Raw genomic sequence first — 13678 nt, forward strand, 5'->3', positions numbered from 1 at the left:
GAACGAAGACGGGAGTAACGGAATAGAAGAGTAAAGCGTTTGCGCCAGGGATGGCGCAACCCGAGCTTATATGGACGTACTTGCAGCGTCTTTACGATCTATACGTTACTACCGCTTAGCAGAAACCAGAACGGCCCGCTACGGGCCGTTTCTTTATCACTCATCCCATCTCGGCCTGAAGCCGGATGACCTGGCGATTCACTTCGGACATCACCAGAAGATGCTGCTTATCCTGTTTCTTTGGCAATAGAATTTTGCCGTAGTCGAACTCAAAAGCACCAACCCCTTTTATGTACAGCCGCCCACGAAACAGGGTTTTCACATACTTGGCGACTTTCAAAGGATTGTAACGTTCGAAGATCCTCATCGTTTTACTCTCCCGTTTTATTTTTTACGCTCTCCCTTTCGCCAACATGGCTGAGGTTCTGGAGCGCTAATGAGATAACGGATACTGCTAGTTAGTACTGTAAAACGGCATTTAGTTCCCCACTATTCAGTATTCTTAACTGCTTTTACAGATTTTTACAGAGTAGTGTTTAAGGAAACCCCTAGTCATCAGTATAAACCTTCAAAAATAAGGGTTTTGTGCACTCGGGCACAAAGCGTTTTATCGCGGAGCAGGACAGACCAGTTTCCTGAATCTACGCTTATTCCATAGCCTGATATTTTCCATCATTGACATCGCATCGGGCCCCACACTGAAGGACATACCATGATAAAAATACGCCACCTGCTCATCGCGCTCTCTATCACGCCTCTGCTGGGGCTCCCAGCCTTAGCCCATACGCTGGTACTCAACCAATTGGTTCCTCCCGTCGGTGTCGCAGACAAGGGAGAACTTCAGTACCTTAATAATCAGTTTAGTTATAAAAACTGGAACAGTGCGCAACTGCCCGGAAAAGTGCGGGTAATACAACATATCGCTGGCCGCACCTCAGCCAAAGAGATGAACGATCCGCTCATCTCCGCACTGAAGGCCGCTAACCTACCGCATGATTATTACCAAACGACGACAATCGTGAATACCGACGATGCCATCATCGGCACCAGTATGTTTGTGCGCAGTAGCCTTGAGGACAACAAGAAAGCCTTTCCGTGGTCGCAATTCATTGTCGACAGTAACGGCAATGTGCGGAAAACCTGGCAGCTCCAGCAAAATAGCTCGGCTATCGCGGTGCTGGATAAACAGGGGAAAGTCCGTTTCGTGAAGGATGGCGCGTTGAGCGGACAGGAAGTGCAGCAGGTGATGTCCCTGCTGCGCCAGTTACTGGAAGAGAAATAGCGCTAAAGCAGTTAAAACAGGGAGACGCGAAAACCGGGGTTGAGGAAAGATTCACGCGGCGTGTAAGACAGAGTCTGTCCTTGCCAATCGTGAATCTGCGCCCCGGCCGCTACCGCCACCGCATGGCCCGCCGCCGTATCCCAAATGTTCGTCGGCCCGAAGCGTGGGTAAAGCTGCGCTTCACCTTCCGCCACCAGACAAAATTTTAGCGATGACCCAACCGCCACCGTCTGGTGCTCACCCAGTTGATTGAGATAGTCCTTTAATTCGCGATCGGCATGAGAGCGGCTGACCACCACCAAAGGAGGCCGAGCCTGTTTCACCGTAATTTGCCGACGCTGGCCGTTCTCTTCTTTCCAGGCTTTACCCTCCGCCGCGGAGTACATCACCCCCGTAACCGGTACGTAAACCACGCCGAGTACGGCCTGACCGTTCTCTATCAGCGCAATATTCACCGTAAACTCGCCATTGCGGCTGAGGAACTCTTTGGTGCCATCCAACGGATCGACCAGCCAATAGCGCTGCCAGTGCCGACGGATTTCCCATTCAGGCGGATCTTCTTCTGACAGCAAAGGGATATCAGGATACGCCGCAGCCAAGCCATCCTTAATGACCCGATGCGCCGCAAGATCGGCGGCGGTTACTGGCGAATCATCTTTCTTGTGCGCGACATCTACGGGATGCTGCCCGTCATAAACCTGCATAATGGCAGCACCAGCATCACGGGCCAGTTGGCAAATAGGTTCTAGCATGATCTACCTCGTCGTTATCGGTTACGCGACGATAGCGTAACGCAGACTTCATCTCTGTCATTCATTATACATCTGTGAGGCAATCTACGATTATTGCCATTATTGATGTCATCCTCAGCATTTAGAGACGATAATCACTTTAACTTCATCATGATATGAAAAACACCCCCCGATCGCCTCACGCGTCGACAATTACCTCACAAGGAGTTACGCAATGAAGCATTCACTGGCACTCAGCCTGCTTGCTACGCTGGTCGCCACGACCGTTCATGCCGCTACTGTTGATCTACGGGTATTGGAAACCACCGATCTGCACAGCAATATGATGGACTTCGACTATTACAAGGATACGCCAACCGATAAATTTGGTCTGGTGCGTACCGCCAGCCTGATTCACGCCGCGCGCGAACAAGCCACCAACAGCGTGCTGGTGGATAACGGCGATTTGATCCAAGGCAGCCCGTTAGGGGATTACATGGCGGCGAAGGGGCTGAAAGCAGGCGATGTACATCCGGTTTATCAAGCGATGAACACGCTGGATTATTCCGTCGGCAATATCGGTAACCACGAATTCAACTATGGCCTGGACTACCTGCACAAGGCGCTGTCCGGCGCAAAATTCCCTTATGTGAACGCCAACGTGCTAGATGCGAAAACGGGCAAACCGCTGTTTACGCCTTACCACATTGAAAACAAATCGGTCACCGACCGCGACGGCAAACAGCATACCCTGCGCATCGGCTATATTGGCTTCGTCCCGCCGCAGGTCATGGTATGGGATAAAGCTAATCTGACCGGAAAAGTCACCGTAGAAGATATCACGGAGAGTGCCAAAAAGTGGGTACCGGAAATGCGCAAGCAAGGTGCCGATCTGGTGATTGTGATCCCTCACTCCGGTCTTTCTGCCGAGCCGTATAAAGCGATGGCGGAAAACTCCGTTTACTACCTCAGCCAAATTCCTGGCGTTGACGCGATCATGTTCGGTCATGCTCATGCGGTTTTCCCCAGCAATGACTTTGCGAACATCAAGGGCGCTGACATCAAACAGGGAACACTCAACGGCGTGCCTGCGGTGATGCCGGGGCAATGGGGTGACCACCTTGGCGTCGTCGATTTCACGCTGAATAACGACAGCGGCACATGGAAGGTAGAACAGGCGAAAGCGGAAGCCAGACCGATCTATGACAAAGCGCAGAAGAAATCACTGGCGGCGGAAGACGACAAGCTGGTGAAAGTACTGTCCGATGCTCACCAGAATACGCGCGAGTTTGTCAGCAAGCCGATCGGTAAATCCGCAGACAACATGTATAGCTACCTGTCGCTGATTCAGGACGATCCGACCGTGCAGATCGTCAATAATGCCCAGCGCGCCTATGTAGAACACTTTATTCAGGGCGATCCCGATCTGGCCGATCTTCCCGTGCTGTCCGCTGCCGCACCGTTTAAAGCCGGTGGACGTAAAAACGATCCGGCCAGCTATGTCGAAGTAGAAAAAGGCCAGCTCACCTTCCGTAACGCTGCCGATCTGTATCTCTACCCGAATACGCTGGTGGTAGTGAAAGTCAACGGACAGCAGGTGCAGGAGTGGCTGGAGTGCTCTGCGGGTCAGTTCAAACAAATCGATCCAAGCAAGCGTGAGCCGCAATCCCTGCTCAACTGGGACGGCTTCCGCACGTATAACTTCGACGTGATCGATGGCGTCAATTATCAGATTGATGTGACGCAACCTGCCCGCTACGACAGCGAATGTGCGTTAATCAACGATAAATCACACCGTATCAAAGGGCTGACGTTTAACGGCAAACCGATCGATCCCAAAGCGACCTTCCTGATCGCCACCAATAACTACCGCGCCTACGGCGAGAAATTTGCCGGTACGGGTGAGAAGTACGTGGCCTTCGCCTCACCGGATGAAAACCGCTCCGTTCTGGCGGCTTACATCAGCGCGGAAACGCAAAAGTCGGGAGAAGTGAAGCCGCAGGCGGATAACAACTGGCGTCTGGCCCCTATCGCCAGCGATACGCCGCTGGATATCCGCTTTGAAACGTCGCCATCAGAGAAAGCCACGGCGTTTATCAAAGAGAAAGCGCAGTACCCGATGACGTCCGTCGGCAATGATGAAACGGGCTTTGCGGTTTATCGCCTTGACCTGCAACACACGAAATAAGGGCTGACTGCCTTGTGATCCACAGGCTCCTGCTTCGGCTGGAGCCTGAACCACAGCGGTTATAGCGGTTCAACCGTGTTATTTGCGGAGGCATCAAACTTCTGCTGGGAAAGCAGTACATTATCCATATTCTGTTCAGCCCAGTAGGTGAGCCCGGCAATCGGCTTAGCTAACGTTTTTCCCATTACGGTCGAGGCGTATTCCACCGTCACCGGAATGGTTGGAAAGACCGTGCGTTCGACGAAACCGTCGCGCACCAGATTCTTCAGCGTTTGCGACAGGACCTTTTGTGAGATCCCTTCCACGTCGCGTTTTAACTGATTAAAGCGCATCGGTCGTTCAACCAGAATATTCAGAATCAGCAGCGTCCATTTATCCGCGACACGATCCAAAATCATGCGGGTCGGGCAATTTTGCGCATAAACATCATAGCGTTTGCTCATCGGCGAGTTTCCATGTAGCAGCTTGAAGTATGACGGGTATGGTTACCTTGCAGATACCAACTCACTTAAAAGTGCTTTCTTAACAGAACCATGAGGCTCCGATATAGTCCTCACATTATAAAGTTAGTATCTATTAGAAAGCACGTATCACTCGCAACACCCGATTATCGGTCACCTGCGAGCCATTGATAAACACAGAAAAACGAGGATTTTTTATGTCAAAAGCAGTCGTTATTTATCATTCAGGCTACGGCCACACCCAGCGTTTGGCTACTGCCGTAGCCGAAGGCGCTAACGCCGAGCTGATTGCTATCGATGCGGAAGGGAATATCAGCGATGCCGAGTGGGAGAAACTCGCCGCCGCCGATGCCATTATTTTCGGTACACCAACCTACATGGGCGGCCCAACCTGGCAGTTCAAGAAATTCGCAGATGCCAGCTCTAAAGCCTGGTTCTCCCGCAGTTGGAGCAACAAAGTATTTGGCGGTTTTACTAACAGCGCCAGCCTCAACGGCGACAAGCAGGTCACCCTGATTTATCTACAAACGCTGGCTTCACAGCACGGCGGAATTTGGGTCAGTCTGAACCAACTGCCTTCCAATGCCAAAGCGGCAAAACGCGATGATTTGAATAACCTCGGCGGTTCCGTCGGTCTGCTGGCACAGACGCCGTCTGACGCCAGCGTAGATGAAGTGGTCGCGGGCGATCTGGCAACGGGTAAGCTGTATGGTCAGCGCATTGCTGACATCGCTGCAAAACTGGCTAACTAAACGTTATCCCCCAACGAACAAGCGCCGCTTTTCGCGGCGCTTTTTTACTTAGCTAGTCGCGAAACGATCCTCGCCCATTGCGATAGTAACCATTTCCCCGCTCGTGCCCGCGCCTGTCCCACTCGCCGCGACGCGGCCCGCGATCGTCAACATAGCGTGGAGGATCAAAACGACGGTTGTCATAATCACGTCTGTCGCGCTGACTCTCACGCCACCAGCGGGCATCGCGCCAGCGCCAGCCATCCCAATAGTAGCCGTGCCGATTACGTTCACCACGATGGTAGCCCCGGTGCTCCTGCCACCAGCGCTCGCTGCGCCAGTCATAGCCATCCCAGTAATTCCCACGCCTATCACGCTCTCCGATATTCAACGTGACGCTGGGCATCAGCTCAATGCTGGCACCCTTAGCCTCTGGTGCTGGCATAACCGCAAACATTCCCACAAACAGGGCACTGATGACGAGTGGCTTAAACATAGGGTAACTCCTTGCTCACCGCGACTGCGGCCTGACAGAGATATACGGGGAATTCCTCTGCATCACTATCAGATAAATGCGCATTTTCCTGATTTTACCGTTCTTAACGTTTCGCTAACGCAGATGTACGCTATTCATCAGTACCCTATTAATTAGGAGATGTTTTAGTTTTTTAAAAGAGTACAGCCGGATTGCCACGTAGTATGAAAAAACAGCCAAAAATTATCTTTCGATAGTGAAATTAGGCCACATCCAGCTTTTTCTCAGAAAATTACCGAGAGACACAGTCCAAATATAAATAACGAAAGAAATGTTATTAATTAGCATTTAATTTAAATAAAAATTCTTTTTAGAAGTAATGATTTAATCAAGGCCACAATGCGGCCTTATAAAGGATTAAAGATAGTCCACTGCAAGTATCTCAGAATTTAGTATAATACTGTAGAATGCATGGGGAACAAAAGACTGAATATAAACAGAATCCCCTTCATTCATTTCTTGCTTCCTGATATCACCTTGTAAATTCTTCCATATAAACCCCACTTTTCCATTTAGAACATAAACAAGCTCTCTGACCAAATGACCCGAGTTAACAGTAACATTTTCGCTGGTACTGAGAGGTGTTGTCCTCAGAACAAGTAAGTCAGGGTCAACGCTCGTTTTCAAAACGTGGCGATAATGATATCCCCCTTTTGAAGCGTCACCTTTAACTCTTTCATAAGAATGTTCTCTGCGTGAAATCAATACAGGAGCTATTTTTGAAAAATTTTGGTCAATTGAAGAAGACAAAAATTCATTGGGGCTTATACAGGTTAATTTACAGATAGCTAAAAAAGAAGTTAAATTATTAATCTCAATACAGTCGCCAACATATTGAACATGCGTGCTTATATCAGAAACAATCATCTTTCTCGTGGAAAGTATTTTCTCCATCAAACTGGATTTAATCAATAGTTTATCCAAAGTAACCTCTACGATAGAGTTTCATATATTTGGTAGACTTGCTCGTATGATAATTCACCTTTCTTTATTATAGAAATTTCACGTACAAGCCCCAGAAGCTCGTCTAATTTATTTTCATCAAAATATTTACCACTTGCGGCTAGAGCATACTTCAAAGATGCTTTACCTGAATGTTTACCAATAATAATCTTACGCGTTCCATTCACTATTTCAGGACTGATCGGTTCAAACGAAGAACCATTTTTTATGGTTCCATTGGTGTGAATTCCTGACTCATGTGCAAAAACATTTTCTCCAACGATGGGTTGCCAAGGGTAAATTGATGAATTTGAGGCTTTAGCTACCTTGTCAGATAAAGATTTCAATTTAGTAGTATCAATACCTAAATCAATATTATGATGGAATTTTAATGACATTACCGTTTGAGCCATATCTGGCATACCAGCTCGCTCACCGATACCATTGACAGTAGTGTGGAAGTAACGAGCGCCAGCTTCCAGACCTGAGATAGTATTAGCTACGGCATAGCCAAAATCATTATGAGCATGGCATTGGGTGTCAATATCTACACTTTCATTTAACGTTTTAACTATATGGTAATATTGCTGAGGGTTTAAAATACCCACAGTATCTGAAAGCCTAAGCCTGTCAGCACCTGCAGCATGAATAGCACCGGCATACTCAACAACAAAGTCCAGCTCTGAACGGCCAACATCTTCGGCACTGATAGATACAAAAGCCCCGCATTGTTTCGCATAGTCAACTAATTCGCAGGCAGTTTGAATTAACCATGTCCTGCTCTTTGATAAGGTGTCATTTAAATGGATAGAAGATGTTGGTAACCCGATATGAATATGTTTAAAACCTAAATCTAATGTGCGGGTGATATCAGCTTTTATCCCCCTGTTCCACCCTATCAGGTGGATGTCTGTACCTTCTACACGCTCTAGCATCATTCGCATTGTACGGCTTTCGCTTCCCCCCATCTCATTAATGCCAGCTTCAATCCATTTAACTCCACAGTCAATTAAAGAATCCAGAATAGAGAGTTTCTCCTGACAGTTAAAAGCGACCCCCGGTGCTTGTTCACCATCACGTAAAGTTGTATCTTCAATAATGATATTATTTTTTAGATTCATTACATTGCCTCTCTATTTAGGAAATTGAAATATTCACATTGGTCCTCCTCAGAACCAAAATCTTTTTTTACTCTCTCATAAACCACACTAACTAATTGAGAAATTTTATACTCATCATCTTCACCCAATAGTGACTTAGATAAAGATAGATCTTTACATCTGACGGCCAAAGAAACATCTGAAGATTTCTGATTTGATAACAAAAAATTTAAAGCAACTTCCATGTATGCTGAACGACCTCGACAAGTAGACAATACACTATTTAAATTTTCAAGTGTAAGCCCCTGTCTTAATCCTATATGCAGGACTTCTATTGCACCTAATAAATTTACACTTTCCGCAAGATTATTTAGTATTTTAAGTTTCTGCGCTTCGGAACTAGTATTTACCCAAGTTATTTTATCAGTAAAGCTGCATACAACAGACTCTATTTTTTCTTTAAGAAATTCAGGCGACGATATGATCGAAGCCAGAGTTCCAGAATTTGCACCTTCAATCCCTCCCGATACAGGACATGATATATATGATACATTGATTGCCTCACATACGTTTACATTCCGTTCGGCACTCGCAGGAGATATTGTTCCAGTATCAATGATCATGCTGCCTTGCTTGATGTATTTTATAACACCACTTTCATTTTCAGCTAATAGTGACTCAGTTATTTTTTCATCAGAAAGGCATAACATAACAGTATCCGTTCGCCTAAAAATCTCTGCAGGTGATTCACACCAAATAGCCCCAATTGAAACCAAATCAACACATTTACTGTACGTGCGATTATTGACATAAACGGTATTTCCTGCTTCCAACAATTTATGACAAATAGCTTGCCCCATACGCCCTAAACCAATAAAGCCAATTTTCCTCATGGAAGTACCCTTTTGATGTGCTCAATTATGCAGTTAAACACTTGGTTTTTATCCAATCCAGCATCAATAGCTGTCCAATTGAATTTCCCACACCATGCATCCATAAGTTTTTTCAACGAGTTCTGATGTAAAACAAAATCCTGTTTTGTAAAATCAATGTTCCTTCCGCATTCATAGGGTGTAAAATCATCCTTTCTGTGTGCTGTTTCGGCAATCGGGATATCGAAATAAAAAACGACATCAGAATCAGGAAATTCAGAAGCAATAGAAAGAATCCAATCTTCCGAATTACCGTAAATTATTTCCGAAGCCGCATGTTTAATCCAATATCCGTCTAAAATGAAAATTGTTTTTTCAGAGACATTGAGTCTCAAATTTTCCATGCTTTGGAAAATCGACCAAAATAGAAAAAGCGTCCTACTTTGATTCTTCATTTCAGATATACAATGCCTTAATTCATCTAAGCTTGAATGAATAAAACGACATTCGGGATGCTGATTTGAATCTAGGATACTCCATTTATCTAATATCAGAACGTCAAAACCTCGTTCTTTTAGCCAATTTTTTATAAGCTTAGCCTGAGTGGATTTTCCAGCACCATCGGTGCCAGCCAGTGTAATTATCAAAATTTACTCCCCTGGTTCAAAGTAAGTACCGTGTCTTATCTTTTTATTAAGAGATGAAGACAGATCTGAAAATTTATTAAAAGAGAGCAATTCTGCAGACACATTCAAATCAAGAAGTTTTTTTATCTGCAATAATTTATTTCTCATCCCCCCAGTTACATCCTGTCTAGATGAAGGGCCGGCTAAATGCATATAACTGTCAATTTCATTTCTCTTAATATTTTCCTCAACATTATTAGTTGAGGAATCAACATAAAATCCGTCTACATCAGAGTAATAGAGAACATGCTCCACCATGGATTTTTTTGCAATAAGCCCAGGAACATTGTCACTTGAGAAAATTCTAAAACCCCCATCATTTTTGAATACTAAATCACCTGAAATAACAGGAATTAAACCTTGGTTAAGAGCTGAAAACATAGAGTCAACCTGCAAATCCCATTCACCACTGCTTAACTGATTAACTAAAGCAGAACACTGAAAAGGATAGACAGGAACTTTATTTTTTATCAGAATAGCGGTAATTTCACTTAACATAGAAAACATGATTGTGGTCATTTTAGAAAGGTTCTCATTATTGAAATTTAATGATCTACATTCTAAATTGTATTCCTTAGGAGCAAGATTTCCGAATGATCCTCCGCCAAAAACAAGAATTAAATTACAGTGTTCCCATGATTTTTCTTTGTGAATAACCTCAGCTATTTTTTCAATATTTTCGTAGTTCAATTCATATTCACCATCTTTATTGGTGGAAATGCTCCCACCGATTTTGACGATAAAAAATTGACTGCGTTCATTATGAATGCATTCAAGTTTCATATTATTCATAATTAATTGCGATTATCTCGGACTTATGATTCACATCATTGTTAGTAAAACTATGAGGAACATCTGGGGTGATAAATATCGAATCACCTTCATTTAAAATTTCCTCATGTAAATTTTTCATATCATCTAACCATTGTACTCTCACCGAACCTTTACTTACGTAGACAACTTCCTTCGTCGCATGCCCGCCATTTAGTCTTAACGGCTGTGTCTCATTGCTATGTAAGTCTAGTCTAAGTGCCATCAGACCCGGATCAGCTTTAGTCGTCACCAGATGATGGTAAGTATAATAATGAACTTCATCTCTAATTTCCTCACGCGAGAATGTCTCATTACGTCTCGCTATTTTTACGCCTTCATCAAGGTCATCACTAGCTTCCTGGTTGAAGAAACAGCTCAATGGGATGCTTGTCATATCCGACAATTTTTGTAAGCTATCCATGCTGTCAAAAATAACTTTTTCTTCAGAAGATGTTGCGAACCCTTCGATATTTTCAATGGTCATTTTACGACCAGAAAGAAGTTTCAGAATATTTTCTTTATTGAACGAAATATCAAAATTTTTCATTTTTTATCCTAAGCCATAGCAACAGAACGGTAAACCTTAGACATTGCTACCAAACGCTTACTAAAATCGGAGAAATGATGATTTTTAGCGTTTGTTTTAAAGGCAAAATCTAATGGGTGAGTATCACTAATAATGAAATCACTTAAGTCACTGTGACATGCGCCGATCTGAATAAATGTATGTGCATCTGAACCTCCAGTTGTAGGTAAATTATATTCCTCAGCTAGGAAAATATATTTTTCAGCATTTTCTAAGTCTTTTGCCGGAATTTCAATTGCATCGACATATTTGGCAAGTTCATCGTGATTTGGGTAAGTTTTATTTGGCCAAAAAATATGGTGAGCTACCAATTTATACCAACTTTTGCTTTCACGTAAAGCCTGGTCAAGTTGTGGTAAATTATATGCACCTTCTTTATGATTCAACTTAAGCAAGGTATCTAATTTAGTGTGAACACCTATATTTGTACCATTATCAAGTTGAATTTCTGCACCCGGGTACAGTTTAATGCCCTGTTTAGTAAGGACATGATCCTGAAAAATGGTTCCTTGCAATTTGTTGTCAACAAATAAATCCTTCATCAACTTGTCATATCCAATCGCCTCAATATGTTCGGTAACACATATCGCGGTGATGTCGCTAATTTTTGCAATATCCAGCATTGCATTGATAGAAGAAAAATCCACCTCAATTTGTTTTTTGCTAATCAACAAATGTACATGCGTATCAATTTTCATCACTATATCCTATAGTTAATTAAACAGTATATTTTAATTCAGCTTGACTTAACTCTGAGTAATCTAGTATTTCAAACACTTCATTCAGACTTGATAACTTAGAATCAATATTATGTATGCTACGATTATCAATTATTTCCTTTGCAACCAATTTCATATTATGCAGAGAAGCTCTCATTAACTGATTTGCGCAAATATAAATTGATACACCTACGTTCTGTAGTTTTCCTAATTCAACTCCGGTATAAGTAGTTGGTGCAACTATAAGCGGGCAACGTTTATCCCACTTATGTGCAAAATCGAATATTTCCTCACCATCAGTTCCTTTAGAATGGATGAAAATAGCATCAGCTCCTGCCTCAAAATATTTTGAGGCACGCTCAAGAGCAACATCAACGCCTAATCCAGCAATAAGAGATTCTGTTCTGGCGATTACAACAAAATCTTCATTACGCTTAGCGTCCTGTGCCGCGCGGATTTTCCCTTCAAACTCTTTAGTTGGGCTAAGAGTATGTTCCCCTTTAATGAATGAATTCATTTTAGGAAATAATTTATCTTCTAAGGATATTCCTGCAATTCCGTAATGAGATAAGCGCGCTACAACATGACGTACGTTGTTAAAGTTACCAAAGCCTGAATCTCCGTCGAAAAGTACTGGGATATTGACCGCATCATGAATCGATTCCGTCACCGAGGTGATTTGACTCCAGGAGGCTTCATTACAATCTCTCAACCCAAGCATTGATGAAATGGATAAACCCGAAGCCCAAATGGCCTTGAAACCAGCATCCTCTGCAACTTTTGCTGAGAGTCCGCTGTGAGCTTCAAGGATAAGCTCCAAGCTTTCGCTGTTTAGTAACTTTCGGAATACTTTAGAATTATTCATGTATTAACCTCATGGGAATGTTAAAAAAAAGTTTCTTTTTAACGATTCCAAATCGCCACGGCTTGTAGGCATTTACGTAACTAGATAATTTAATTCATTCTTTTTATTGATTAACCCATTTTAATTTGTAATGAAATTGTTTGATTTTTGAAATGCGATCAATATCACAAAACAATAATCATAAAATAAATTTAACCATTAAGCCGTTGTGTTTTTTTTATTTCTCATAAATGATGGCTGTGCTTTAGTCGTTTTTTCTTCTTAACTCAATGTTTAACTGGAGGCATTTATGAAAGTATCACTGTCAAGTAACGTTCGTTCTGTAACCAGTAAAGGTGTTGTTGTACGTGGTGCAGGCGGCGGCGCTTCTTCAGCTAAGTAATGCTACTTTGAAGTAACAGCAATGGGGGCTCAGGCCCCCATTGCTACATTTGAGAATGACGATAATGAAAAATCTACGTCTTATGAAGGTTTGGCCGGATGCCCCACTGCCTGTGAAAGCTGGGCCATCAATCAACGGAAATATTTCTTCGAGGGCTCACCAGTTTTGCGAACCCTTTTTAGCAGCGAACAGTATGGGTTTTTTGATTTATCCCCCAGTAGACTTCAATCTACTTTGGGATGGAGCTCAGACATTTGTCCAGTTTATTGACAGAGATGACTGGATTTTAATTGACAAAATTTTCCTACCTGACTCAATCGACATATGGCGTTCTTTAGTTCCAAAATCACTGCACGATACTCTTCCCGTGTTCCTGGAAGCTTTCTCGGAAAGAGGAGTTTTACAGGTATGGACAGGGTTATTTGCTGATACAGCACCAGAAGATAGTTTATGGATCCGAAGCCCAATTAATAATGATCGATCTAACAGTTATAAAATTATTGAGGGTATTGTTGAAACTGATTGGTGGGCAGGTCCACTCTTCACTAATATTGAATTCACTAAAACTGATGTTCCTGTTCCTTTTCGGACTGACACTCCATTTTTGCAGGTTTTCACTATCCCGAGGAGTTACCATGACAGGAATGCAATAAAAAAAGTTGAAGTGGATAGTTTCACCAATTTACTCTCTGAAGATTACATTTCGAGAATGCAGGATACAGCATCACGGCGAAACAGTGGCAAACCTGGGACATATAGAAAAAAAGTAAGGAACAGATAAAATT

At 43.4% G+C, this 13678-nt stretch carries 16 protein-coding genes; 4 read left to right on the forward strand and 12 right to left on the reverse strand.

Annotated elements, in window-relative coordinates; all coding sequences use genetic code 11:
• Positions 1 to 160: 160 nt before the first annotated feature.
• A complete protein-coding gene (locus tag JFY74_17195; protein ID QQG27785.1) occupies positions 161 to 367 on the reverse strand; it encodes a DUF1107 domain-containing protein in 207 nt (68 codons plus the stop codon).
• A gap of 345 nt (positions 368 to 712) precedes the next feature.
• Here JFY74_17195 and JFY74_17200 point away from each other — a divergent pair, with 345 nt between their 5' ends.
• Complete coding sequence (locus tag JFY74_17200) at positions 713 to 1282, forward strand: YtfJ family protein (GenBank protein ID QQG27786.1); 570 nt, start codon at positions 713 to 715, stop codon at positions 1280 to 1282.
• A gap of 11 nt (positions 1283 to 1293) precedes the next feature.
• Here the strand turns inward: JFY74_17200 and cysQ are convergent, their stop codons facing one another.
• A complete protein-coding gene (cysQ, locus tag JFY74_17205) occupies positions 1294 to 2034 on the reverse strand; it encodes a 3'(2'),5'-bisphosphate nucleotidase CysQ (protein ID QQG27787.1) in 741 nt (246 codons plus the stop codon).
• Between the two features lie 214 nt (positions 2035 to 2248).
• Here cysQ and JFY74_17210 point away from each other — a divergent pair, with 214 nt between their 5' ends.
• Positions 2249 to 4201, forward strand: a complete 1953-nt coding sequence (locus JFY74_17210) for a bifunctional 2',3'-cyclic-nucleotide 2'-phosphodiesterase/3'-nucleotidase (protein ID QQG27788.1) — start codon at positions 2249 to 2251, stop codon at positions 4199 to 4201.
• Positions 4202 to 4260: 59 nt separating this feature from the next.
• Here JFY74_17210 and JFY74_17215 read toward each other — a convergent pair whose 3' ends face one another.
• Positions 4261 to 4644, reverse strand: a complete 384-nt coding sequence (locus JFY74_17215; protein ID QQG27789.1) for a helix-turn-helix transcriptional regulator — start codon at positions 4642 to 4644, stop codon at positions 4261 to 4263.
• Between the two features lie 215 nt (positions 4645 to 4859).
• Between JFY74_17215 and JFY74_17220 the strand changes: the two genes are divergently transcribed.
• A complete protein-coding gene (locus tag JFY74_17220; protein ID QQG27790.1) occupies positions 4860 to 5414 on the forward strand; it encodes a flavodoxin family protein in 555 nt (184 codons plus the stop codon).
• Between the two features lie 52 nt (positions 5415 to 5466).
• On the opposite strand, the gene JFY74_17225 is transcribed toward JFY74_17220, so the two are convergent.
• The 9 genes from JFY74_17225 to aepX all read right to left on the reverse strand — a co-directional run bounded on the left by JFY74_17225 (position 5467) and on the right by aepX (position 12511).
• Positions 5467 to 5889 carry a DUF2502 domain-containing protein gene (locus tag JFY74_17225; GenBank protein ID QQG27791.1) on the reverse strand — a complete coding sequence of 141 codons (423 nt, stop codon included), beginning with the start codon at positions 5887 to 5889 and terminating at the stop codon, positions 5467 to 5469.
• Between the two features lie 396 nt (positions 5890 to 6285).
• A complete protein-coding gene (locus JFY74_17230) occupies positions 6286 to 6852 on the reverse strand; it encodes a hypothetical protein (GenBank protein ID QQG27792.1) in 567 nt (188 codons plus the stop codon).
• Positions 6853 to 6860: 8 nt separating this feature from the next.
• Positions 6861 to 7991 (reverse strand): hypothetical protein, encoded by a 1131-nt coding sequence (locus JFY74_17235; protein ID QQG27793.1) that lies wholly within the window; start codon positions 7989 to 7991, stop codon positions 6861 to 6863.
• Positions 7991 to 8863 carry an NAD-binding protein gene (locus tag JFY74_17240; protein QQG27794.1) on the reverse strand — a complete coding sequence of 291 codons (873 nt, stop codon included), beginning with the start codon at positions 8861 to 8863 and terminating at the stop codon, positions 7991 to 7993. Before JFY74_17240 ends, JFY74_17235 begins: the two co-directional genes overlap by 1 nt.
• The gene (locus JFY74_17245) at positions 8860 to 9489 is read right to left on the reverse strand and encodes a hypothetical protein (GenBank protein ID QQG27795.1); all 630 of its coding nucleotides are present in this window, start codon (positions 9487 to 9489) and stop codon (positions 8860 to 8862) included. Before JFY74_17245 ends, JFY74_17240 begins: the two co-directional genes overlap by 4 nt.
• 3 nt (positions 9490 to 9492) lie before the next feature.
• Entirely contained in the window at positions 9493 to 10320 is an 828-nt protein-coding gene (locus JFY74_17250; protein QQG27796.1) for a hypothetical protein, read from the reverse strand.
• Positions 10313 to 10888, reverse strand: coding sequence for a cupin domain-containing protein (locus JFY74_17255; GenBank protein QQG27797.1), 576 nt, complete (start codon positions 10886 to 10888; stop codon positions 10313 to 10315). Before JFY74_17255 ends, JFY74_17250 begins: the two co-directional genes overlap by 8 nt.
• Positions 10889 to 10896: 8 nt before the next feature.
• On the reverse strand, positions 10897 to 11625 hold the full coding sequence (locus tag JFY74_17260; GenBank protein ID QQG27798.1) for a PHP domain-containing protein: 729 nt from the start codon (positions 11623 to 11625) through the stop codon (positions 10897 to 10899).
• Positions 11626 to 11644: 19 nt separating this feature from the next.
• Positions 11645 to 12511 (reverse strand): phosphoenolpyruvate mutase, encoded by an 867-nt coding sequence (gene aepX / locus JFY74_17265; protein QQG27799.1) that lies wholly within the window; start codon positions 12509 to 12511, stop codon positions 11645 to 11647.
• 446 nt (positions 12512 to 12957) lie between these two features.
• On the opposite strand from aepX, the gene JFY74_17270 reads away from it, so the two are divergent.
• On the forward strand, positions 12958 to 13674 hold the full coding sequence (locus JFY74_17270) for a hypothetical protein (GenBank protein QQG27800.1): 717 nt from the start codon (positions 12958 to 12960) through the stop codon (positions 13672 to 13674).
• Positions 13675 to 13678: the final 4 nt, after the last annotated feature.

Origin of the sequence: Pectobacterium carotovorum (genome assembly GCA_016415585.1) — a bacterium.
GTDB lineage: Bacteria > Pseudomonadota > Gammaproteobacteria > Enterobacterales > Enterobacteriaceae > Pectobacterium > Pectobacterium carotovorum_K.

Bases quoted from the DNA above. Each gene is read 5' to 3' on its own strand.
- JFY74_17195 (QQG27785.1), bottom strand. From the start codon at position 367: ATGAGGATCTTCGAACGTTACAATCCTTTGAAAGTCGCCAAGTATGTG.
- JFY74_17200 (QQG27786.1), top strand. From the start codon at position 713: ATGATAAAAATACGCCACCTGCTCATCGCGCTCTCTATCACGCCTCTG.
- cysQ (QQG27787.1), bottom strand. From the start codon at position 2,034: ATGCTAGAACCTATTTGCCAACTGGCCCGTGATGCTGGTGCTGCCATT.
- JFY74_17210 (QQG27788.1), top strand. From the start codon at position 2,249: ATGAAGCATTCACTGGCACTCAGCCTGCTTGCTACGCTGGTCGCCACG.
- JFY74_17215 (QQG27789.1), bottom strand. From the start codon at position 4,644: ATGAGCAAACGCTATGATGTTTATGCGCAAAATTGCCCGACCCGCATG.
- JFY74_17220 (QQG27790.1), top strand. From the start codon at position 4,860: ATGTCAAAAGCAGTCGTTATTTATCATTCAGGCTACGGCCACACCCAG.
- JFY74_17225 (QQG27791.1), bottom strand. From the start codon at position 5,889: ATGTTTAAGCCACTCGTCATCAGTGCCCTGTTTGTGGGAATGTTTGCG.
- JFY74_17235 (QQG27793.1), bottom strand. From the start codon at position 7,991: ATGAATCTAAAAAATAATATCATTATTGAAGATACAACTTTACGTGAT.
- JFY74_17240 (QQG27794.1), bottom strand. From the start codon at position 8,863: ATGAGGAAAATTGGCTTTATTGGTTTAGGGCGTATGGGGCAAGCTATT.
- JFY74_17250 (QQG27796.1), bottom strand. From the start codon at position 10,320: ATGAATAATATGAAACTTGAATGCATTCATAATGAACGCAGTCAATTT.
- JFY74_17255 (QQG27797.1), bottom strand. From the start codon at position 10,888: ATGAAAAATTTTGATATTTCGTTCAATAAAGAAAATATTCTGAAACTT.
- JFY74_17260 (QQG27798.1), bottom strand. From the start codon at position 11,625: ATGAAAATTGATACGCATGTACATTTGTTGATTAGCAAAAAACAAATT.
- aepX (QQG27799.1), bottom strand. From the start codon at position 12,511: ATGAATAATTCTAAAGTATTCCGAAAGTTACTAAACAGCGAAAGCTTG.
- JFY74_17270 (QQG27800.1), top strand. From the start codon at position 12,958: ATGAAAAATCTACGTCTTATGAAGGTTTGGCCGGATGCCCCACTGCCT.